The sequence below is a fragment of the Romboutsia sp. MSSM.1001216sp_RTP31141st1_G3_RTP31141_220114 genome, assembly GCF_039031195.1.
GTDB lineage: Bacteria > Bacillota > Clostridia > Peptostreptococcales > Peptostreptococcaceae > Romboutsia_C > Romboutsia_C hominis.
On record NZ_JBCIUO010000003.1, the window covers coordinates 75,151 to 97,927 of the forward strand.

A 22,777-nucleotide genomic window follows, 5' to 3' on the forward strand; every position below is an offset into this window, starting at 1 on the left:
AATTATTTAAGTGAATCCTTAGCTTTTCTTTGGAGCATATATATAGTATTCATAGCATCTAGTGGAGTCATATTTAATATGTCTATATTTGCTATTTCATCTAGTAAAGATGTTTGCCCCAGATTATCAAATGATACCTGAGATATTGCAACTTCTTTTACCCTGTTATTACTATTTATTTTTCTATTTAATTCTTCATTTTCCTTATCTAGATTATTATAACTATTTTGTAAAGATATATGGTCTCTATCTAACTCTTCATATTTATACTTTAATATATTATATTCGTCTTCTAATTTATTTACCTCAGTTCTTAATGATTCAAGTTCTAACTCTTTTGAAGAATCTATATTAACCTCTGCTTTACTTAAAGCATCCTCTAATTCTTGAGATATTGCAGCTTCTTTTATCATGTTACTACTATTTATTTTTCTATTTAATTCTTCGTTTTCTTTATCTAGATTATTATAACTATTTTGTAAAGATATATAGTCCCTATTTAGCTCTTCATATTTATACTTTAATATATTGTATTCGTCTTCTAATCTACCTATATCAATACTATCACTTAAAACTAAATTCTTTTCATTGTTTATAGTTACACTTTCATACATATGATTTTTTTCTAAATCACTAAGTATTTCTTTAGCTCTAGCTATAACTAAATCTGGTAACTTTGCAAGTTCAGCAACATATATCCCATAACTCTTATCAGCGCCTTGTGGTACTATTTTTCTTAAAAATATTATATTGTCATTATCTTCTTTAACAGCTATAGAATAATTCTTGACATCACTAAACTCATTTTCTAAATCTGTTAATTCATGATAATGTGTTGCAAATAGTGTTTTACATTTTATATTATTTTGAATGTATTCAACTATTGACCAAGCTAAACTTATACCGTCATAAGTACTTGTTCCTCTTCCTATTTCATCAAGTATAACTAAACTTTTTTCTGTAGCATTTTTAAGTATATGAGATACTTCACTCATTTCTACCATAAATGTAGATTGCCCTTGACTTAAATCATCACTAGCACCAACTCTAGTAAATATTCTATCCATTATAGGAATTTCAGCAAACTCTGCTGGTACAAATGAACCAATATGTGCCATTAAAGCTATTATTGCAGTTTGTCTCATATATGTAGACTTACCTGCCATATTTGGCCCTGTTATTATATTTATTATATTTTCACCAGTATTTAAATAAGTATCATTTGGTACGAAGTTTTCTTCTCCTACTAAGTTTTCAACTACAGGGTGACGACCATTTTTTATATCTAGTTTATTGTTGTCACTTATAGTTGGCTTAACGTAGTTGTTAATATATGCCACAGTAGCAAGTGACACAAATACGTCTATATTTGCTATTGTTTTAGCAGTTTTTTGTATTCTATCTATATTTTCATATATGTTATTTCTTATATTTACAAATATCTCATACTCTAAAGACTTTATCTTTTCTTCAGCATTTAATATCTTATCTTCTATTTCTTTAAGTTCTGGAGTTATAAATCTTTCTGCATTACTTAAAGTTTGCTTTCTTATATAGCTCTCATCTATATTAGCAGTAGCTAAGCTAGCTTTAGTTATTTCTATAAAATATCCAAATACCTTGTTAAATCCAATTTTAAGTGATTTAACACCAAGCTTTTCTTTTTCTCTATTTTCAATTTCTTTTATTAAAAATGCTCCATTTTTAGATATATCACGAAGCTCTTTTAATTCATCATTAAACTCAGATTTTATTATGTTTCCTTCTTTTAAATTTATACCTGGGTCTTCTTTTATAGCTTCTTCTATAAGATTATATATATCATCTAATATATCCATATTAGCTATATATTTTTTAAGTATACTTGCACTAGAATCATTTATAGTTTCTCTAAGCTTTGGAAGATTTTCTATAGAATTTTTAAGGTGTATTAGTTCCTTTGGAGTAACTCTTTCAAAGGCAATTTTCCCACATATTCTTTCTATATCGTATACAGTTTTAAGTATTTCATTTAAATCTTCTCTTAACATAAAATCTTCTTTGATTTCTTCTATGACATCAAGTCTTCTCTTTATACGCTCTTTATTAACTAATGGTTCTTCTACATATTTTCTAAGAAGTCTCCCTCCCATAGCAGTAGATGTTTTGTCTAATACATGTAAAAGTGAACCTTTTTTCTTATTTCCTCTTATAGTTTGAGTAAGTTCTAAGTTTACTCTTGTAAACATGTCTAATACCATATATTCACTACTATTATATATGTTTATATTATTAATATTTGATGTTACTTGCTTTTGAGTGTTGTATATATAGTTAAGTAATATTGATAAAGAAGACTTTATAAGTCCATTATCATCAAAGTTTAATCTTTGAAGGTATGCCTCTGTGAAGTATTCTTTAAGTATTTCAGCATCTAGGTAGTTATTATCAAAGTTTTCATTTATATATATATTACTAACTGTTGCTATGTTTTTTAGTTTCTCTATAAAATCTAAATCATTTAATATAATTTCAGTTGGGTGAACTTTTGCTATTTCTTCTATAACTTTCTCTTCTTTTAAGAAAGTGGCATTTACTTCACCTGTACTTATATCAACATAAGTAAGACCTATATTATCATTGTTTTTATATAAACTCATTAAGTAGTTATTTTTCTTATTTTCAAGTAAGCTTCCATCAAGTACTGTCCCTGGCGTTACTACTCTTATAACATCTCTTTTAACTATTCCCTTAACGCTAGCTGGGTCTTCTAATTGCTCACCTATAGCTACTTTATATCCATTTTCTACTAACTTTGATATATATGCATTTGCAGAATGGAAAGGTACCCCACACATTGGTGCTCTTTCTTCTAATCCGCAAGATTTTCCTGTTAGTGCAATTTCAAGTGTTTTTGAAGCAACTATTGCATCTTCAAAGAACATTTCATAAAAATCTCCTAATCTAAAAAACAATATACAATCAGGATATCTATCTTTAACTTCAAAATATTGTTTCATCATAGGAGTTAGTTTATTTCTGTCTATATTCATATTTGCCTCCTTATGTTTTATGCTAATGTTTATTTTAAGACTTCGTAAGTTTAAATATTTAATCTTTAACTTTAATCTAATTATTTATTATACCATAACTGAAAATTGTTATTAAGTTAATAATAAAAAAGAACTAGCAAAATTTATGTCAGTTCTTTTTTATTAAATCTATTTTAACTCTACAGTTATTGCTTTATCATAAAAAAGATTAGTCAAATTGACTAATCTTTTAAAGCCCTAATATTATTCCGGCTACTGCTCCTATTAAAATAAATATAGCCGGGTGTTTTTTAGATTTTCTAGATAATATAAATATACCTATAGCTAATATTAAAGCTTTGTAGTCAAATATATATAATATATTTTTACTTTCAACAAAATTACTTACAGTTATTATAGATAACTTTAATATTTCAAATAAAGCTACTGCTATAAGTCCAGTTACTGCGGGTCTTAATCCATAAAATATAGATGTAACTATAGTATTTTCTTTAAATTTATTTAAAAAGTTAGCTATTATAATTATTATTATAAATGATGGAAGTACAAGTCCTGTTGTTGCAACTAAAGAACCTATAATACCTTTAGCATTATATCCAGCAAATGTTGCCATATTTATTCCCATAGGCCCTGGTGTTGATTGGCTAACTGCCACCATGTCAGCTAACATTGATTTATCAAACCAATTATATTTACTTGCTATATCACTTAAAAACGGGAGTGTTGCAAGTCCACCACCTACTGCAAATAGTCCAGTTTTAAAAAATTCAAAGAATAACTGTATATATGTAATCATTTTTTATCTCTCCTATATTTAAAGGCTATACCAAATACTGCCGCCCCTACTACTATATAAATAGGAGAAACATAGAAAAATGCACCTAGTATAACGGTTGATAAAAATATTATAGTTCCTATATTATCTTTAACTGAGTTTTTATACAGCTTACAAACTGCATTAAATATCAAAACACTTACTGCTACCCTTATGCCACCTAATGCATGCTGTACAATTTTATAATTAGAAAAATTCTTAAGAGTTGATGCTATTAATATAATTATAACTAGTGATGGGAATACCATTCCTATTGTAGCAAAAGCTGCTCCTAATATACCTTTTGTTTTATATCCTACAAATGTTGCAACATTTATTGCTATTACACCTGGTGTAGCTTGCCCTACTGCGTAGTAATCTAATAGTTCTTCATTTGTAACCCAATTTTTATTATCTACTATTTCTTTTTCTAACATAGGAAGCATTGCATAACCACCTCCAAATGTTAATCCACCGATCCTTGCAAAAGTTTTAAATAAATCAAGTAACTCTTTCATATCGTCTCCTTATTATTTCTACCATATATGTATATATTACTATTTTGTATTGTAAAAATCTATATCTTAAATTTTTAATACAAAATAGTAATATAAATCATAAAAAAACAACCCTGTTTTTTAGGGTTGTTTTTTTAATTATTTTGAATGTATAACTCTTTTAGCTATATTAGTTGAATGATCTGCTATTCTTTCTAAATTACTTAATAAATCTAAGTAAACTATACCAGAGTCTATTTTGCATAGATTTTTATTTAATCTTTCCATGTGACTTGATCTAAATGATTTCTCCATACAATCAACTTCTTCTTCTAAGCCTAGTACCTCTTTTGCTAGTTCTTTATTATCTTCTTTCATAGCTTGAAGAGATAATGTATATACTTTTGTAACTTTTTCATAAATATATGCTATTTCATCTTTTGCTTCTTTTGATAAATTAGCATTTGAATTTATAAGATCTTGTGCTAGTTCAGCCATATTTTCAGAATGATCACTAACTCTTTCTATATCATTTACTGTATTAAATAAAAAGTCAACTTGCTCTATTAATTTATCATCTAAAGATTTCTTAGATAATTTCACTAAATAATCTATAAGCTTCTTTTGTAATTGATTTACTATGTCTTCTTTATCAAAAGTTTTTTGAATATCTTCTTGTGAATTTTCTCTAATAGCTTTTATTGAACACTCTAATGTTTCATTGGCTTTTCTTCCCATTCTTAAGGTTTCTTTTACAACATTTCCTAATGCTATTGATGGAGTTTCTAGCATTCGCTCATCTAAAAACTTAGTTGCTCTTTCATCATATTCTTCATCACCATTATCAGGTATAAGCTTCATCACTATCTTAACTATGTACTTAGAAAATGGTAATAATATTATTACATTTATTATATTAAATAAAGTATGAGAGTTTGCTATTTGTCTTGATATATCTGTTGGATCTAAATGTGTAACTATCATACTTATTGGTTTGTTAAGTACTATCATAAATAATATTGTTCCTATTACATTAAATGTTAAGTGCATAACTGCAGCTCTTTTTGCATTTTTATTAGTTCCTATACTTGATATTAAAGATGTTGTACAACTTCCTATATTATCTCCGTATAATATTGGTAATGCTCCAGAAAGTGGCATTAATCCTTGTGATGCTAACGCTATTAATATTCCCATTGATGCACTTGAACTTTGTAAACAAGTTGTCATAGCAAAACCAGCAAGTAAAGCTATTACTGGATGACTTGCAAGACCTTGCAGCATATTTCTAAATGCTTCAATTTTAGATAAAGGTGCCACAGCCTCTTTCATAAATTCCATACCTATAAATAATATAGCAAAACCTATTAATATTTCTGATATATTTTTTAGATTTGGCTTTGATTTAGATCCTATCATATATAATATAATTCCTACCCCAAGGGCTAATGATGATATTATACTTGCATCAAATGATACTAACTGAGCTGTTACTGTAGTACCTATATTTGCACCCATTATAACACCTATTGCTTGGTATAAACTCATTATACCTGCATTTACAAAACCAACTACCATTACAGTAGTAGCTCCACTACTTTGTATAATTCCTGTAACAACGGCACCAACTAAAACACCCATTACTACATTACTAGTTAAAAGTTCGATAGCTTTTTCAAGCTTAGGTCCAGTAGATTTTTGAAGACCTTCTCCCATTAAGTTCATTCCATATAAGAAAAGTCCTAAACCTCCAATAAGGTTTATGAATATGCTCACTGTCTATTCCTCCTCAGAAAATTATGGTTATTTTTCTTACTTTTTTGTCACCTCTTTATCTTATCAGAATTTTCGACATGTTTTGTTAATTTTATGTTAAATTTTTTACATTTCTTTAACTTTTTAAATATTTTTTATATTTAAATAATCATAAAAAGATATAGTTAAAAACTATATCTTTTTACTTGTACAAAATATAATTATACTAATGATATATCTAATATACCATAGTTATTATCTACGACATTCTCATTTTGTATGTACTTTATTTTATTTTTAAATATAGGTCCATCAACTACAAAAGTATGATACTCTCCATTTTCTCCACAAGGATCACTTCCTAAATCCTTTATTCTTTTAACTACATCTTTATTTAAAGTTTGTCCTAATAAATCAATTGGTAAATATTTTAAGTTAACTATTTTTATAACAGTTTCAAATCCTTCGTTTATAAATTCATAAACTAAAGCTTCTCTGTCTTCTTGCCAAAGTGGAAGTTCGCACTTTATATTAGCTTCACTGCATCTATCTTCACACCATTTTCTGTGATCTACTATATCTATATCCCCAAATACACAAATTTTAGCTCCCATATCCTTGGCTTTTAAAAGTGTTTTTGTAAATTCTTTTTCATAATTATTCATGTCACATTCTACTATTAATAATGGTATATCTAAAGACTTACTTACTTTATATAATAAATCTTTTTTTATACTATGTGTAAATGAACTATCTTTGCCTTTTTTAAAGGTTACAAGTAAACCCACGGGCTCATAACCTCTTTTTATCATTCTATATAATGCTAGAGTACTATCTTTTCCCCCGCTAAATGACATTACAAATTTCTCTCCCATACACGTTCTCCTTTTATCTGATTTTTTATGACACTATATATTAATTATATAAAAAGTCATTTTATGTATCAACTCAAAAGTAAATTTACAAAAATAAAGCCTACAATATATGTAGACTTTATTTTTATTTACTAATATCCTTACCTTTAAATGTTTTGTATGAGTGCATAAATTCTCTTGTGTTAAATATGTACTTTCCTCCTATTTGAGTGTAATAATTATTAGCAGAATCATATATTTCTTTAACTTTTTGTGTAAGGTTTTTATTGTAATATCTAAGTTCTTTGAATTCTTTTTTTAATTTATCTGCTGTCATCCATACTTTATTGGAAGTTATATCTGCTAGTCTTATATTTTCAAATTTTAAAGAGTTTTGTTGTGAATATACATAAAGTTCGGCTAGTATTTCTTGAAGATTTTCATTGGTAAGATCTGCCTTTAACTTTTTATAAATTATAGCTCCCATAGAATCAATGCCTTTTTCTTCTAATCTTTCTTGATTTATAAGGGCATTTAATGGTTGCCTTTTTATATATACATAAGATTTCTCTTCTAGTATATATTCACCTCTTACATACTTTGCAGGTCTATATATAACAAGTATTGGAGCATATTGTCCACCTATTTCATGTTCATTTAAATCTATTATCTCATCTCTACTTTTTACCTTATATTCATTAGATATAGTCCCATATCTAGATCTATCTCTAAGGGAATACATATGAGAATCCTCTATATGTTTAATTATTTCATTTATGTATAACTTGTCTACTACACCCATATCGTGTGAATTATTTACATAATTACTTGCTAATTCATCTTTGATAGAATTTATATCATCTACACTTATAGAAAAACATGCACAAAGCTTTTTTAATTTATCTTCTATATTACTTAAATCTATGTCAGTATAAGCAAGTACATCTTCTAATTTTTCTTCACTTTTTAATTTTATAATATCATTTAATATCTGTGTATCGTTTTTAGCACTATTTTTATCAAATAGATATCTATTTATATCAGATTTTAAGTTATTTATACTTGACTGTATTTTTATATAATCACCTAATAGATGTGTATTATTATTTATTATATCTTTTGGTATGCTTATGTATCTTTCATCTTCTTTTACATATATATTTATGTCATTTCTTGTGATGTCTTCTAACATTTTAATCTCCTTACTAATTATAGTTTAAAGTCATATATAATTATAACATGAATTTTATCTTATAGTTAGTTTTTAAATTTAAAAATTAACTAGCTTATATAAGCATATATTTTTAGTTGATGTTTCTATTATTTTACTAATTAGCTATTATTTAAATTGTATTTTGCTATAATTTTTTATAATTCATATTATAATAGTATTATGACATTAACAAGGAGGACTTTATGATTTACAATTTTAAAGAAAAATTTAAAAACTATAAAGCATATATAAACGGACATGAAAATATGAAAAAAGCATCTGTGTTAATTCCAATAGTAAAAAAAGATAATAAGCACTATATCTTATTTGAAGTTAGATCTAAAAATTTAAAAACACAACCTAATGAAATATGTTTCCCTGGTGGTAAAATAGAGCTTGGGGAATTACCTATAGATACGGCTATAAGGGAGACATGTGAAGAGCTTGGAACAACTTATAATAATATTGATATTATTTGTGAATTAGATTTACTAGTTACTCCATCAAACTTAATAATACATCCATTTTTAGGATATATAAATGATATAGATAATTTTAGTATAAATACTTCTGAGGTAGATCACATATTCTTAGTTCCTATATCATATTTACTAGAAAGTGTACCAAATATTTATAATAGCGATGTTAAAACTATACCAAGTTCAGATTTTCCATTTGATAAAATTCCTAATAAAGAAAATTATAAATTTGATACAGGTAATTATTCTGTTTTATTTTATTCTTATAAAAATTATACAATTTGGGGTATAACAGCAAAAATACTAGAAAACTTTTTATCTATAATATCTAATTAGAAGTGTTAATTACTTCCTTAATAATTAAAAATTTTGTTAATTCTTATATACATCTAGTTAATATTCTATATTTTAAATAAAAAGGTATCTCTTGAAATTACACAAGAGATACCTTTTTTATTTATTTTATTTTTCCTACTAATGAGAAGTTAGTAGCACTAGTTATATCAACCATTACTAACTTTCCTATTAAATCTTCATCCTCTTTAGCTTCAAAGTTTACTAACTTATTTTGTCTTGTTCTTCCTGTAAACTTATTATCATCAGTTTTACTTTTTCCTTCAACTAAAACTTCAACAGTTTTACCTACATAACTTTTATTTATTTGAGCAACTATTTCATTAACTTTGTCTAGTACTCTATTAAATCTTTCGTGTTTTACATCTTCTGGTATTTGATCTTCCATCTTAGCTGCTGGAGTTCCTTCTCTCTTTGAATATATAAATGTAAATGCTGAGTCATATCTTACTTTTTCAACTACATCTATAGTATCTAATACATCTTCTTCTGTTTCACCTGGGAATCCTATCATTAAATCAGTAGAAAATGCTATATCTGGTATTTCTTTTTTAGCTTTTTCTATAATTTCTAAATAATATTCCTTAGTATAGTGTCTATTCATCTTTTTAAGTAAAGTTGAACTTCCACATTGAACTGGTAAGTGTAAAAATTCACATACTTTGTCACAATCTCTTATAGCATATATAACTTCATCGGATATATCTTTAGGATGAGAAGTCATAAATCTGATTCTTTCTATTCCCTCTATTTCATTTACCATTCTAAGCAACTTATCAAAGCTTATTGGTTCTTCTAGTGTTTTTCCATATGAATCAACATTTTGCCCAAGTAATGTAACCTCTTTTGTCCCATTAGCTACCAATTCTTTTATTTCAGATATTATATCTTCAGGCTTTCTACTTCTTTCTCTACCTCTAGTGTATGGTACTATACAGTAAGTACAGAAGTTATTGCAACCATACATTATATTTACAAAAGCTTTAAGTTCAAATTTTCTATTGCTTCTTAAACCTTCTACAACTTCACCATCAACATCCCATACATCAACTAACATAGTATTTTCATCCATTGACTTAACTAATAATTCAGGGAATTTGTATAGATTATGTGTTCCAAATACTAAATCAACATGTCTATATTTTGACTTTAATTCTTTAACAACATGAGGTTGTTGCATCATACATCCACAAACTGCTATTTTTAAATTAGGATTTTTTCTTTTTTGACCTTTTAACTGACCTAAATTACCATATACCTTTAATTCTGCATTTTCTCTAACCGCACAAGTATTGTATATTATTAAATCACATTCTCCAGCAGTCAATCCTTTTTCATACCCCATAGCTTCAAGCATAGCACATAGTTTTTCAGAATCATGTTCATTCATTTGACATCCAAATGTTTGTATCAAATATCTAGGTTTTGCTTGATGTATTGCATAATATCTAGTGTTTTGTTCTTTTATTGCATCTATAAACTTATCTTGTTCTTTTATTTTTTCTATAGGAACTTCTATCTGTTTTCTTTTGCTCATCTATTTCATCTCCTCAGTAATTTTAAATAAACTACACATTTATATTAATATTTATTTATTTTCAAACAAATTTACTAAACCATATTATATCAAATTTATAAATTATTTTAAAGATATTAAATTTAAGTTTTATGTATCATAATTTATAAATAAGGGTAAAATAACTTATCATATAATGTGAAAGGAAAATAATTATGGTGTTAGTATTGGTAAGAAGTATTTTACTTTATATGGTTGTTTTAATATCTTTGAGAATTATGGGAAAAGGCGAAATAGCAGAAATGAATACATTTGATTTAGTAATAACTCTTTTAATAGCAGAAGTTGCTGCATTGCCTATGGAAAACAATAATATACCTTTAATTAATGGTATAGCTTCTGTTACAGGCCTTACGCTTATTCAAATAGTTGTTTCTTATATAACTTTAAAAAATAGAAAAGTTAGAACTTTTTTATGCGGGGCTCCATCTATTTTAATAAATAAAGGCAAAATAGATTATAAGGAATTAGAAAAACAAAGAGTTACAATAGATGAACTTCTTGAACAACTTAGAATTGAAGGGTATTTTAAGGTTTGTGATGTTCAATATGCAATACTTGAAACAGATGGCAATTTAAGTATATTACCTTCACCATCATACAAAGATATCCCTACAAAATGCTTTGAACATCTTCCTATGTCTCTTATAATAGATGGTTATATTATAGATAAAAATCTTAGAATTGTTGGAAAAGATAAAAAATGGCTATATGAAATATTAAGTAAAAAAAATATAAAAAATAAAAAAGATATCCTATTATTAAGTATTGATGAAAATGATAAGGTATTTATACAAACAAGATAAATCGATAGATATGAGGTGAAATTTATTGAAGGCTTTAATATGTTCACTTATTTGGACAGTTTTATTTTTATTATTTAGTTTTTATTCTCTTGATAAATTTGATGATTTTGCTAAATTATACACTGAAAAAGCTGAATCAATAGAACTTCATATAAAGGATGGTGATTGGGATAGTGCTAAAAAAGCTTTAGATGAATATGAAACAAGCTTTAATGAAAGTAAGGATTCTTGGTATAAAGTATTTAATCATGAGTATTTTGGAGAAGTATCTTTATATTTAGATATTCTTCAAGGTTCTATTTATGCTAAAGATAAAGGTATGTCACTTGAGCAGATACAAAGAATAAAAAATGCATTACATAATATAATAGAAAATGAACAGTTTGACTTAAATCATATATTCTAATAGATGGGATTTCTCCCATCTATTTTATTATTAATATGTAACTTTATATAAGCAAAGTCCTTTAGCTGGTGCCGTATCAGATGATTTAGATCTGTCTTTATTTTCTAGCATTATTTTTATGTCTTGTGGAGTTTTTCTTTTAGACCCAACATCTATTAATGCTCCTGCTATTATCCTTACCATATTATATAAAAATCCATTACCTTGAACATATATATCAATCATATTATTGTTTTCATTTATTACTATTGAATGTATTTCTCTAACATTTGATTTTTTCTTAGATTTAGAAGAAGCAAAACTAGTAAAATCATGCTCCCCAACTAAATATTCACTTGCCTCTCTCATTAAATCTATATTTAGTTTTTTTTCTATATGAGTAGTATATCTTCTAGTAAATGGATCATGATATTTATTATTATCTATTTTATATAAATAAGTTTTTGACTTAACATTATATCTACTATGAAATCTTTCTTCAACTTCTTCTAGTTCAGTTATAACTATATCTTCCGGTAGATAATTATATAGATAATCTTGCATTTTTTTTAAACTTAACTTAGAATTTGTCTTAAAATTAGCAACCTGTCCTCTTGCATGAACTCCCATATCAGTTCTTCCAGATCCTATTATTTCTATATGTTCGTTAGTCATTTTACTAAGAACATCTTCTATCTTTCCTTGTATTGTCATATCATTATCTTTTAATCTTTGAAACCCCTTATATCTTGAGCCATCATATTTTATTGTCATTTTTATATTTCTCATTTTGTTCCTCTTTTCATTAATTTATAATCCTTAATTATATAAAAATAGGATATACTTTATCTAAGTATATCCTATTTTTATGATATTTAATACTATTTAATAATCTATAGATTCTAAAAGTTTATTTTTTACAACTATCGTCATAGTTGTTCCAACACCTTTTTCACTATCTAGATTCATATATCCACCATGAAGTTTTACAATTTCATTACTTATTGCAAGCCCTAAACCACTACCTGCTTTGTTATAATCTTCTTGGAAGAATTTATCTAGTACTTTATCTAAATTTTCTGTTTCTATACCACAACCATTATCAGTAACTTTTATTGTTGTATACTCCTCATTTTGAGATACTATAAGCTTTACAAATCCATTGTTATCTGTAAACTTGATAGAATTTTGTATTAAATTTATTAAAACTTGTCTTAGTCTATCTTTATCTCCTTGTATAGGTTCAAAATAATCTCCTATAAATTCTACAGATAAATCTATATTTTTTTCACTAGATTTAACTTTCAACTGATTAACAACACCTACTGATAATTTTCTTATATCTACTAAATCTATTTTTAATTTTATTCTATCAGATGCAAGGCGAGAAAAATCAAGTAATTCTGTAACTAACTTTATAAGTCTTTCTGTTTCATCTTGTATAATACCTAAGCCTAGGTCTAACTCTTCTTTGCCTATACCTTCATAAGAAAGTGTCTCACTCCATCCTTTTATAGATGTAAGAGGAGTTCTAAGTTCATGAGATATAGATGATATAAATTCTTCTTTTAACTTTTCACTTTTGTCTATTTCCTCTGCCATATGTATGAAAGTTTCTGCTAAATCACCTATTTCATCATCTGATATATTAACATTTTTAAGTTTTATACTGTAGTTTCCATGTGCTAGTTCATTTGCAAATTGTTTTAATTCTCTAAGAGGCTGTATAAGAGTTTCTGCAAATCTAAGACTTAAAGATATTGCTATTAGCAATATGCAAATTCCTGCTAATACTAATCCAAGTATTACTCTAAATATAGTTGAATCTATCTCTTCTAAAGAAATAGTATATCTTACTACACCTTCTATTATATTGTTAGTCTTAAGAGGAACAGATATACTCATAACATGCTCCCCCGTTTCAGGAATTTTATATACATATGGAGTCAAATTATTCTCATCTTTTAAAGCTCTACTTATATCTTCTCCATTTACATCTACGTTAGTTTTAAATCCATATTGATCTATAATCATCTTTGAGTTTTTATCTATAATTGAAATAGCAAATTTTGAATCACTACTTGAGTGCTCTTTTTGTAATATAGCATTTATTTTGTTTTCTTTTTGTAGTATAGCATTTACTTTATTTTCAAAGCTATCAGCTTCATTTACTATGTTATTATTATATTGTCTATTTATATTATTTGCTTCACTTTTTAAAATTTGACTTACATAATCATAATAGTAGTTTTGTACATAAAACATAAAAAGACCTTCAAATAATATAACAGTTATAATTATTATAGTAAAATAATTTTTTATTATCTTCTTTCTTAAGCCTTCAAAATGTAACAATATCATTCTTCCTTTCTAAAACAGTATCCATAACCCCAAACTGTTTGTATATATTTAGGCTTAGATGGGTCTTCTTCTATTTTATTTCTTATTCTTCTTATGTTTACATCTACAATTTTAAAATCATATAAATAATTAGTTCCCCACACTTCATTAAGTATTTGATCTCTACTTAATGATTGATTTGAATTTTTCATTAAGTATTTAACTATTGAAAATTCAGTAGGTGTAAGTTCTATTTCTTCATTATCTTTGAATAATTTCCTTTTATCTAAATTTAATACAAATGAATCTGATACTATCTCATTTCCCTTTGATAAATTTTCGTCTTTTTTAACTCTTCTTAAAAGCGCTGATACTCTTACTAATAGTTCTTTTATACTAAAAGGCTTCACCATGTAATCATCTGCACCTGATATAAACCCTTCGATTTTATCATCTTCCTGTGCTTTAGCTGTAAGCATTATTACACCTACCTGATCAAAGTTTTGTCTAATAAACTTACATACTTCTATACCACTTATATCTGGAAGCATAACATCTAAAAGAGCTAGCTTTATATCTGGTTCTTTGCTTATTTTTTCTAATGCTTCCTGTCCTGTTCCTGCTTCTATTATTTCATATCCTTCCCTTTTTAGGTTTATACTAACAAAACTTCTTATTCCTATTTCATCTTCTAATATTAATATTTTTTCCTTCATATTAAACCTCCCAATAATTAATATATAAGTGAGAAATACTCTTTCAATGCCTCTTCATTTATTTTTAATTTTTTTAATTGTTCTAAGTTGTTTATATATAATGTGAAAGTATAATCGTTATTTTCACCAAGTGTTATTGACGATTGATTGACATTCTTTTTATTTTCATCAATTATATTTTTATTAACAACAGCTATTGTAAATAATTCTTTAGGTTTTGTTTCTAGTATATCATAATAATAGAATTTAAATAATACATCACTACTTTGCTCTTGATAATCTTGTTCTATACAGAACTTGTTTACTAGTTCATTAGGTATTAAAAGGCTAAATTTATATTGATAATTATAATATATCTGAATTGTAAATAATAATGATGAATCTTCTAGATTTTCTTTTCCATTCCATCTATACCAGCTTATAGTTGCTGAGGTTTTTGAAGTATATATATTTCCACTTCCATTTACTATAGGTATATCTATAACCTTATCATTGTTTATATCCTCTACTGGTATGTAGTATGGCTTCATTATACTTTTATCGTCATCTTTAAATGCTTTTTTTAATTTACCATCTTTTAAGTACAATATCTGTGTTATATAGTTATCATTTTTAAGTATAGGCATATCAAGTACTATGCCTTTATGTTCAATTGTTTTACCCTTTTTATTTTCAGTTGATATAGTGCCTAATGTTATATATGAATTATTCAGACTTTTTATATTATCAAACTCAACATAGTTAACAAGCTTAAGGCCTTTATCAAAGTTAGCTAAACTTGCATATGCTTTATTAGTCTTTGGATTAAAATGTAGCATTAATATATCTAACTTATCATCTCCATCAATATATCCAATTTTTACTTTCATATCTAAAAGATTTTTACTATCTTCTAACCATGTAGGATCTAATGTGTATACTTTTTTTACTTCATCATCAATAAAATTATATATATACATATTAGTTTTTCCCTCTGATTTTATAAGAAGTACTATTTCTTTTTTTCCATCATTATTTAAATCATAAAAATTAGCATATTGTATTTCTTCACCTTCTTGAAGTGAATAAGCTTTTTCTTTATTTGTATATGTACCATCAGGATTCTTAGTTAATACAATAAATCCCACTTCATCTTTTTTATCATCTTGGCTTTCTTTCTTTTGAAATACTACTAATTCCTTTTCTCCATCATTGTCTAAATCTACCTCATTTATTTTTGCTGCTTCTTTTGAATTATTTGGCTGTAACAAAGATGTTTGTTTTGTTAGTAATTTTTTTATACCTTTATATAAATCTGATTCATTTTGATTATATAAAGGCTTATCTTTAATAAGCTCTTCAGGAGATTCTGAAGTTATACTACATCCAGTTGTTAAAAATACAATTAAGCTAGCCCCAATTAATAACTTAAAAAATTTCATCTAAAACCTCCTATCCTTTGTATGTTTTAAAATATTGTTTAAACTTTTCTATTCTTTCCTTTTCATTATTTATAGTCTCTAAACTTAAATTTCCTCTTCCTAATCTATCACAAAAAGATAATAATGCTATCTCTTTATATTTTACATCATTTATCATATTTTGTGGATTAAAAAAAGGAAGATTTTTATCATAAAATAATGGTTGCATGTGATATCTTATCATTTTAGATACACTTTCATTAAATTTTTTGTCATTACTTACCATATCTAAAAAAACTTTACCAATTTTTTCACCTTCTATATCATGATTATAGGATGTTATTTTGCCCCTTCTAATTTTTGTCGTTGTAAGTTTTCCTAGATCATGAAGTAAAGCTGACCACATAAATACTCTTTCATTTTCTGAAAGTTTTTTTACTTCACTAGCTTTATCAACTACTAATAGTATATGATTTAATACATTTCCTTCTGGATGATATTTTAGATTTTGTTCTACCTTCTCTAGATTTTTTATCATTTCAAATGGCTCTTTATCAAATTCTCCATTTTCAATTAACCTTCTTATATCTTTAGAAGGTTTATTACTTTTAAGTAATATTTCATCTACCTCATTAAATATCTCTTTACTAGTCATATTTTTTCTCCTTATTTTTTTAATAAAAAATTCACTTCGCCTAAGCAACGTGTTGGCGAACATATTTATAATACCTTAATATATAAAAAAAGCTTAGAATAACTAAGCTTTTTTATTTTATCACTATTTATTTTTTTTTATTTATATATGATTTTAACAGCTTTATTTTTTTGGAAACTTTTCTTCTGACCAAACTATATTTTCAAATTTATTGCTGCTTTCTTCACTTTCCACTACATTATCTTCATTAGATGACTCTTCTTGTATAGTTCTAAATCCTACTGAATCATCTGCTTCAATTTCATAATATCCGTCAGAATTAATTTCATTACTAAGTTGATTTTCATCTACATATATATTACTTTCATCACTTAAAGGTTTTACTTTTTTTCCTTTTTGATTTGAAGACTTTTTACTTTTGACTTTTTTATGGCTAACTTCTTCTTTTGGTTTTATCTTATTATTTTTAGAAGGTTTCTTAGTTGCTGACTTATTACTTTTTTGATTTTTACTCTTTTTGCTAGGATTATTGCTAGTTTTGCTCTTTTCTTCTACTTGTTTACTATTTTTTTCCTCTACCTGTGCTAAATCTTTTTCTTCTTGATGTTTCTTAGAGTTTTTTGGTTTAGATTTTTTACTTCCTAGGCCTAAATTTACCTTTAACTTATTTGATTTTTTTGACTTAACATCTTTTTCTAACTCATCATTATTTTTTCTTTCTTCAGTAAGGAAATCATTAAGTATGACTTCATTTAAATCCTCTTCATATTTAGGTGCCTTAATTGTTTTTTCTTTAGGTGATTTTTTTCGATTTTTACTATTAACTCTAAACATAAATACACCCCCTAAAATACTCTTTATATTATATATAGTATATTAGAGGGTTAAATATTACTATTTTCTAGGTGGTTTTGGACCTATATATTGATATAAGTTTGTTTTTAACATTCCATTGTATAACTTTCTCTTTTTATCAGCTTGTTTTCCAAACTCTTTTTCAAATTCATCATAAGAAGTTATTAAATAATATGACCAATTTCTAAGTCTAAAGAAGGCATTTCCTAAATTTCTATATAGCATTTGGACACTTTCTTTGTCTTCAAGTCTTTCTCCATAAGGTGGATTTGTTATTATAAACCCATACTCTTCATCACTTTTAAATTTAGTTGCATCTAAAACATTAAATTCTATATATTGATCAACTCCAGCTATTTCTGCATTTTCTTTAGCTATTTCTATAGTTTCTTCATCTATATCATATCCATATATTTTAAAATCTACATCTTCATTTATTTTCTCATAGGCATCTTTTCTAACATCCCACCATATTTTTTTATCTATAGTTCTCCACTTTTCAGATATAAACTCACGATTCATACCTGGTGCCATATTTATAGCTTTCATAGCTGCTTCTATAAGCATAGTCCCCGAACCACACATAGGATCAACCAATATTCTACCTGGTTTCCAAGGTGTTAAATCAACTATACCAGCAGCTAAAGTTTCTCTTATAGGTGCTTTGTTAGCTCTTTCTCTGTATCCTCTTTTATGAAGAGCATCTCCTGTTGTATCTATGTAAAGAGTTACTATATCTTTATGTATAAATACATATATAGGATATTTTTCTTTACATTCTTTTAGTAGTCCTCTTTCCATATACTTAGCTTTTAAACTATCTACTATGGCTTTTTTTACTATTGATTGTATATGTGTAGTACTATATAACTTTGACTTTATAGATGATGCTTTTGATACTGGAAATTCAGCTTCATAAGGAATGTATCTTGACCAATCTATTCTCTTAGTATTTTCAAATAATTCGTCAAAAGTTTTAGCTTCAAATTCAGCAATTTTAAGGTGTACTCTTTCTGCACATCTTAACCACATATTAGCTTTAGCGATACCATCTTCTCCAGTTTTATAAGTTACTCTACCATCTTCTGTTTTTACTATTTCAAAACCTAGTTCTTTTATTTCTCTTGCTAGCATTTTTTCCATACCAAAAAAGCATGGTGATACTAATGTATAACTTTTCATACGTCCTCCTTAGTTGCTTATATCTTTATTCATACTACCCATTTCATATCCATTCATATCTAGGGTAACATACTCAAATCCAAATTCTTTAAATTTATTACTAGTGTTTTTAAGTACTTCTTTAATAAAAAACTTATCTATCTCATCAAATCCAACTTCAATTCTAGCAATATTTTCATGTACTCTTACTCTAAACTGATTAAATCCTAAATCTGCTAAATATTGCTCGCTCATTTCTATTTTTGTAAGAAGTTCTTTAGTAATTCTTGTATTGTATGGGACTCTAGTTGCAAGACATGCAAAAGCCGGCTTATTATATGTTTTTAGCCCCATTTCTTTCGATAATACTCTTATATCTTTTTTAGTCAAATTGCACTCTTTTAATGGACTTATAATATTTAATTCCTCTAGTGCTTTTAGCCCTGGCCTATAATCACCTAAATCATCTATATTTGTTCCATCTAGTACATACTCTATATTATTATCTTTTGCTATCTTTTTAATAGTATTAAACACATATTTTTTACAATGATAGCATCTATCTTTTTTATTTTCGATAAACTCATCTAATTCTAAATTATCTATATCTATAACTAGGTGCTTAACACCAAATTCATTTGCGTACTTTTTTGCTTCGTTTATTTCCTTTTTACTATGCATCATAGCATTTAAAGTTATAGCCACTACTTTTTTATCTAATACATCTTTAGCTACTTTAAGTAAAAAATTACTATCTACTCCTCCAGAATAAGCTATAGCCACATTGTCTAATTTAGCTAATTTATTTTTTAATTTTTCTAGCTTATCATTTAATTCCACAAATACACCTCTCCCTTATTTAATAAATTAATTATATATAATGTTATAATATAAAGCAAACTTTAATTTCTCTTTACTTTAAAATTGAGTTTTTTATATATTTATTGTAATATTAAAATAGTAAATGGGGAGGGATGACTATTATGAATTATTATGACATCTTACAAAATTTTCTTAGATGTAATAAAAACATAAAGTTAAAATTTAAAGAGGATAAAAAAACATTAGATATATGTAACTATAATAACACTATACTTTCTTTAGAGTTACAAAATAGCGACATCAAACTTAATGCTAAAGTAATTTACGAAAGTATTATTAATTTAGATAATTTAACTATATATATTCCTAAAATATATATAAAAGAAAACTAGAATATAATTAATTTATCCCAGAGTAATATTTCTCTGGGATTTTATTAATTAATCTATTACTTATTCCTTCTTGTATATAACTATAAAAGCATCATTAAATCCTTTTTCTTTTAACTCTTCTATTCTTTTTTCAGCATTCAATCTATTATTATATGAGCCACATACTACCCTATATAAAGTATCCCTATTATCTATAGGTGTTATAGGTTTATTAACATCATTGTCAACTGGAGTATACGTTATATTTAAATATCTACATATGCCTCTTGCTATCCCATCTGCTAATGCCTCTTGCTTTTGAGTAAGAATTTTGTAATCTTCCTGATTATCTATAAAAGCAAGCTCTATAAGACATGCTCTCATATTAGTATTTCTTATTACATAAAAATTAGCAGTCTTTACTCCTCTATTTTTAGTATATGCTTTGGTTTTTAGCAATTCTTCATGTATATAATTTGCTAAATCCTTAGTTGATGATGTATGAGAGTACGTCTCTATACCGTTAGCTGTGCCATTAAATGAATTACAATGAATAGATACAAAACAGTCTGCACCCCAACTATTTGCATCACTAACTCTATCTTCTAAAGATATTGTTTTATCTTCAGACCTACTTAACCTTACTTCTATTCCTTGTTTCTTTAATAATTTTTCTACCTTTTTAGATACTTCTATATTTATATTTTTTTCATATAGATTATTAATACCAATAGCTCCACTATCATTTCCACCATGACCTGGATCTATATATACCTTTTTTACCATAATTAATTCTCCTTTTATAGTACTTAAGCTATAGTAAATAGCCCTATACATTATATGATTTAGGTATATAATTTGACATTATTTTTAATACAAAAAGCCGTGTTATAAATTATACAACACAGCTTTTGTTTTATAGTAATTTTTCTTTCCATTCCTCTTCTTTAAAACCTACCACAACATGTTTTCCATCAAATGCTATAGGCCTTTTTATAAGCATTCCATCGCTAGATAGTATATCTAGTAATTTATCATCATTCTCAGTTTTAACTACATCTTTAAGCCCTAGCTCTCTATATTTTACACCACTAGTATTAAAGAATTTTTTTAATTCATATCCACTTAGTTCATACATTTTTTTTAATTCTTCTTTAGTTGGAGGATTTTTAACTATTTCAATATCCTCAAATTCTAAGTTATTTTCCTTAAGCCAAGCCTTGGCTTTTCTTACAGTCGATCATTTTGAATATCCATATAATTTTATCATTTGTCTCACCCTTTTAGTTAACATTTTATTTTATATTTACCCAACAGCTATACTTTTAATCAAACTTATTCCATGGAACTACTTCTACTTCCCCAAACCATCTTTCATTTAGTCTATTAGAAAATTCTCCTTTATATCCTATAAAAGATAATACTATTAGTTCTAAATACTTTGTCCCTATTTGTATTATATTCCACATATCCTCAACACTAAGATTTGCTCTATTATCTCTTCTGCTTGGATGCACTATTTTATTTCTAAAGTATATTACTAGATCTACCCCATCATCAAATCTTGTTTTAGTCCAATCATCAAATAGATCTAATTCTTCCATTCCATATGGGATTTTACATATATCTAGTACCATTTTTATATTTTTAGCTGCACTATTTAAGTCAAATTCATCATCATTAAGTATTTGTTCTTGCTCTACAAGTATCATATAAGATAGTGCTTCTAATGCAATTTGAATTGATATTATATTATTTTCTATTGTTATCTCACCTAATGATTCTATATACCAATCTATTACATTTTTTATAACTTGTCCACAATATCCATCTTCTAGTTTTTTGCACATTAAAGACATATACTTTTCTATATTATGGTGATTTGATATAGTATCTGTCCAAGTTGGTACAAACTTAAATGGAGTTACTATGTTTTCTCTCCATAACCTATAGACATTGTTATTTCCTTGATACCCTTTAGCTAAGCATATTCCAATATGCCTTCCACACATAAAGCTAAGTGCTATTGATATCCTATCTAAAAAATCTATTATATTATTAGTTTTAAATTGTTTTTTATCTTTTCTTTGAACTCTCCCTATATGAGTTATTATACTACCAGATTTAGATTTTAGTTTTTCATTTAATTCTTTTCTATAATCATACCTTTTATCTATTGTAACTACAAAGTCATTAATTTCAAATTGAATTCTACCTGCGAACAACTTATCCACGTGTTTTATAAGTGTTCCCGGAAATTTATCTAAGTTTATTATATGAAAATCTATATAATCTACATATGCATTTTTTGACTTTATATAGCTATCATTTGTATATCCTTCTATATTAAAATCATTTATCGAATTTATACTTATCGAAATTGGCTTATATCCATAAATTTCAAGTATTGCATTATCATAATCTAAATCTAAGTCTATATCTTCATCATATGCAGAAAGTATTTGTGCTTTAAAGTTTATAGATACTGGAGGAGTCATTTTATAATACACTATTCCGCTACATTTATATTTTTTATCTAAATAAATACAAAATCTACCTTGATATATGATTATATCTTCATCTATTTTGTATCTTAAGTATTCTGAAGATATAGCACTATTTATTTCTTTCATAATGTTTTCCTCCTTCCATGCAGTACTTCTTGATTATATCATAAATAATAAACTTTAGC

At 26.3% G+C, this 22,777-nt stretch carries 21 protein-coding genes and 1 pseudogene; 4 read left to right on the plus strand and 18 right to left on the minus strand.

Translation table 11 applies throughout. The features are described from left to right. Positions 1-2: 2 nt before the first annotated feature. The 6 genes from mutS to ABCP60_RS07280 all read right to left on the minus strand — a co-directional run bounded on the left by mutS (position 3) and on the right by ABCP60_RS07280 (position 8,144). Positions 3-3,032, minus strand: a complete 3,030-nt coding sequence (gene mutS / locus ABCP60_RS07255; protein WP_166505558.1) for a DNA mismatch repair protein MutS — start codon at positions 3,030-3,032, stop codon at positions 3-5. A gap of 229 nt (positions 3,033-3,261) precedes the next feature. Further along, positions 3,262-3,828, minus strand: coding sequence for a chromate transporter (locus tag ABCP60_RS07260; protein ID WP_207733573.1), 567 nt, complete (start codon positions 3,826-3,828; stop codon positions 3,262-3,264). Then, positions 3,825-4,364, minus strand: a complete 540-nt coding sequence (locus ABCP60_RS07265; RefSeq protein WP_343101537.1) for a chromate transporter — start codon at positions 4,362-4,364, stop codon at positions 3,825-3,827. Before ABCP60_RS07265 ends, ABCP60_RS07260 begins: the two co-directional genes overlap by 4 nt. Positions 4,365-4,502: 138 nt before the next feature. Beyond that, complete coding sequence (locus ABCP60_RS07270) at positions 4,503-6,119, minus strand: Na/Pi cotransporter family protein (RefSeq protein WP_092925426.1); 1,617 nt, start codon at positions 6,117-6,119, stop codon at positions 4,503-4,505. 200 nt (positions 6,120-6,319) lie between these two features. Next, positions 6,320-6,973 carry a diphthine--ammonia ligase gene (locus tag ABCP60_RS07275; RefSeq protein ID WP_092925424.1) on the minus strand — a complete coding sequence of 218 codons (654 nt, stop codon included), beginning with the start codon at positions 6,971-6,973 and terminating at the stop codon, positions 6,320-6,322. Positions 6,974-7,097: 124 nt separating this feature from the next. Then, positions 7,098-8,144 (minus strand): hypothetical protein, encoded by a 1,047-nt coding sequence (locus ABCP60_RS07280; RefSeq protein WP_092925422.1) that lies wholly within the window; start codon positions 8,142-8,144, stop codon positions 7,098-7,100. Between the two features lie 224 nt (positions 8,145-8,368). On the opposite strand from ABCP60_RS07280, the gene ABCP60_RS07285 reads away from it, so the two are divergent. After that, entirely contained in the window at positions 8,369-8,980 is a 612-nt protein-coding gene (locus tag ABCP60_RS07285; RefSeq protein ID WP_166505561.1) for a CoA pyrophosphatase, read from the plus strand. A 121-nt stretch (positions 8,981-9,101) separates the two neighbouring features. Here the strand turns inward: ABCP60_RS07285 and miaB are convergent, their stop codons facing one another. Then, positions 9,102-10,535 (minus strand): tRNA (N6-isopentenyl adenosine(37)-C2)-methylthiotransferase MiaB, encoded by a 1,434-nt coding sequence (miaB, locus tag ABCP60_RS07290; RefSeq protein WP_092925418.1) that lies wholly within the window; start codon positions 10,533-10,535, stop codon positions 9,102-9,104. 194 nt (positions 10,536-10,729) lie between these two features. Between miaB and ABCP60_RS07295 the strand changes: the two genes are divergently transcribed. Continuing rightward, positions 10,730-11,380 (plus strand): DUF421 domain-containing protein, encoded by a 651-nt coding sequence (locus ABCP60_RS07295; RefSeq protein WP_343101538.1) that lies wholly within the window; start codon positions 10,730-10,732, stop codon positions 11,378-11,380. A gap of 25 nt (positions 11,381-11,405) precedes the next feature. Further along, on the plus strand, positions 11,406-11,786 hold the full coding sequence (locus tag ABCP60_RS07300) for a DUF4363 family protein (protein WP_166505562.1): 381 nt from the start codon (positions 11,406-11,408) through the stop codon (positions 11,784-11,786). A gap of 30 nt (positions 11,787-11,816) precedes the next feature. Here ABCP60_RS07300 and truA read toward each other — a convergent pair whose 3' ends face one another. The 8 genes from truA to larE all read right to left on the minus strand — a co-directional run bounded on the left by truA (position 11,817) and on the right by larE (position 19,732). Further along, positions 11,817-12,554 (minus strand): tRNA pseudouridine(38-40) synthase TruA, encoded by a 738-nt coding sequence (truA, locus tag ABCP60_RS07305; protein WP_166505563.1) that lies wholly within the window; start codon positions 12,552-12,554, stop codon positions 11,817-11,819. Positions 12,555-12,650: 96 nt separating this feature from the next. Continuing rightward, complete coding sequence (locus ABCP60_RS07310; protein WP_092925410.1) at positions 12,651-14,120, minus strand: ATP-binding protein; 1,470 nt, start codon at positions 14,118-14,120, stop codon at positions 12,651-12,653. Positions 14,121-14,122: 2 nt separating this feature from the next. Then, positions 14,123-14,821, minus strand: coding sequence for a cell wall metabolism DNA-binding response regulator WalR (gene walR, locus ABCP60_RS07315; protein WP_092925408.1), 699 nt, complete (start codon positions 14,819-14,821; stop codon positions 14,123-14,125). A gap of 17 nt (positions 14,822-14,838) precedes the next feature. Beyond that, positions 14,839-16,242 carry a VCBS repeat-containing protein gene (locus ABCP60_RS07320; protein ID WP_343101539.1) on the minus strand — a complete coding sequence of 468 codons (1,404 nt, stop codon included), beginning with the start codon at positions 16,240-16,242 and terminating at the stop codon, positions 14,839-14,841. Between the two features lie 10 nt (positions 16,243-16,252). Then, complete coding sequence (locus ABCP60_RS07325; protein ID WP_092925404.1) at positions 16,253-16,876, minus strand: HD domain-containing protein; 624 nt, start codon at positions 16,874-16,876, stop codon at positions 16,253-16,255. Between the two features lie 162 nt (positions 16,877-17,038). Continuing rightward, the gene (locus ABCP60_RS07330; RefSeq protein ID WP_343101540.1) at positions 17,039-17,710 is read right to left on the minus strand and encodes a hypothetical protein; all 672 of its coding nucleotides are present in this window, start codon (positions 17,708-17,710) and stop codon (positions 17,039-17,041) included. A gap of 60 nt (positions 17,711-17,770) precedes the next feature. After that, the gene (locus ABCP60_RS07335; RefSeq protein ID WP_343101541.1) at positions 17,771-18,913 is read right to left on the minus strand and encodes a class I SAM-dependent RNA methyltransferase; all 1,143 of its coding nucleotides are present in this window, start codon (positions 18,911-18,913) and stop codon (positions 17,771-17,773) included. Positions 18,914-18,922: 9 nt separating this feature from the next. Continuing rightward, a complete protein-coding gene (gene larE / locus ABCP60_RS07340; protein WP_092925398.1) occupies positions 18,923-19,732 on the minus strand; it encodes an ATP-dependent sacrificial sulfur transferase LarE in 810 nt (269 codons plus the stop codon). Between the two features lie 143 nt (positions 19,733-19,875). On the opposite strand from larE, the gene ABCP60_RS07345 reads away from it, so the two are divergent. Further along, positions 19,876-20,106, plus strand: a complete 231-nt coding sequence (locus ABCP60_RS07345; protein WP_141664384.1) for a hypothetical protein — start codon at positions 19,876-19,878, stop codon at positions 20,104-20,106. A 60-nt stretch (positions 20,107-20,166) separates the two neighbouring features. Here the strand turns inward: ABCP60_RS07345 and ABCP60_RS07350 are convergent, their stop codons facing one another. From ABCP60_RS07350 to ABCP60_RS07360, 3 genes and pseudogenes are all read right to left on the minus strand, one after another. Beyond that, positions 20,167-20,871, minus strand: coding sequence for an N-acetylmuramoyl-L-alanine amidase (locus ABCP60_RS07350; RefSeq protein ID WP_166505569.1), 705 nt, complete (start codon positions 20,869-20,871; stop codon positions 20,167-20,169). Between the two features lie 130 nt (positions 20,872-21,001). Continuing rightward, positions 21,002-21,313 (minus strand): annotated as a pseudogene (locus tag ABCP60_RS07355) (Spx/MgsR family RNA polymerase-binding regulatory protein); the annotation flags it as partial. Positions 21,314-21,410: 97 nt separating this feature from the next. Beyond that, positions 21,411-22,718: a hypothetical protein gene (locus tag ABCP60_RS07360; RefSeq protein WP_092925391.1), complete on the minus strand. Its 1,308-nt coding sequence runs from the start codon at positions 22,716-22,718 to the stop codon at positions 21,411-21,413. Positions 22,719-22,777: the final 59 nt, after the last annotated feature.

Coding starts and splice junctions, on each gene's coding strand:
- mutS (WP_166505558.1), bottom strand. CDS start 3,032: ATGAATATAGACAGAAATAAACTAACTCCTATGATGAAACAATATTTT.
- ABCP60_RS07260 (WP_207733573.1), bottom strand. CDS start 3,828: ATGATTACATATATACAGTTATTCTTTGAATTTTTTAAAACTGGACTA.
- ABCP60_RS07265 (WP_343101537.1), bottom strand. CDS start 4,364: ATGAAAGAGTTACTTGATTTATTTAAAACTTTTGCAAGGATCGGTGGA.
- ABCP60_RS07275 (WP_092925424.1), bottom strand. CDS start 6,973: ATGGGAGAGAAATTTGTAATGTCATTTAGCGGGGGAAAAGATAGTACT.
- ABCP60_RS07280 (WP_092925422.1), bottom strand. CDS start 8,144: ATGTTAGAAGACATCACAAGAAATGACATAAATATATATGTAAAAGAA.
- ABCP60_RS07285 (WP_166505561.1), top strand. CDS start 8,369: ATGATTTACAATTTTAAAGAAAAATTTAAAAACTATAAAGCATATATA.
- miaB (WP_092925418.1), bottom strand. CDS start 10,535: ATGAGCAAAAGAAAACAGATAGAAGTTCCTATAGAAAAAATAAAAGAA.
- ABCP60_RS07295 (WP_343101538.1), top strand. CDS start 10,730: ATGGTGTTAGTATTGGTAAGAAGTATTTTACTTTATATGGTTGTTTTA.
- truA (WP_166505563.1), bottom strand. CDS start 12,554: ATGAGAAATATAAAAATGACAATAAAATATGATGGCTCAAGATATAAG.
- walR (WP_092925408.1), bottom strand. CDS start 14,821: ATGAAGGAAAAAATATTAATATTAGAAGATGAAATAGGAATAAGAAGT.
- ABCP60_RS07320 (WP_343101539.1), bottom strand. CDS start 16,242: ATGAAATTTTTTAAGTTATTAATTGGGGCTAGCTTAATTGTATTTTTA.
- ABCP60_RS07325 (WP_092925404.1), bottom strand. CDS start 16,876: ATGACTAGTAAAGAGATATTTAATGAGGTAGATGAAATATTACTTAAA.
- ABCP60_RS07330 (WP_343101540.1), bottom strand. CDS start 17,710: ATGTTTAGAGTTAATAGTAAAAATCGAAAAAAATCACCTAAAGAAAAA.
- ABCP60_RS07335 (WP_343101541.1), bottom strand. CDS start 18,913: ATGAAAAGTTATACATTAGTATCACCATGCTTTTTTGGTATGGAAAAA.
- ABCP60_RS07345 (WP_141664384.1), top strand. CDS start 19,876: ATGAATTATTATGACATCTTACAAAATTTTCTTAGATGTAATAAAAAC.
- ABCP60_RS07350 (WP_166505569.1), bottom strand. CDS start 20,871: ATGGTAAAAAAGGTATATATAGATCCAGGTCATGGTGGAAATGATAGT.
- ABCP60_RS07360 (WP_092925391.1), bottom strand. CDS start 22,718: ATGAAAGAAATAAATAGTGCTATATCTTCAGAATACTTAAGATACAAA.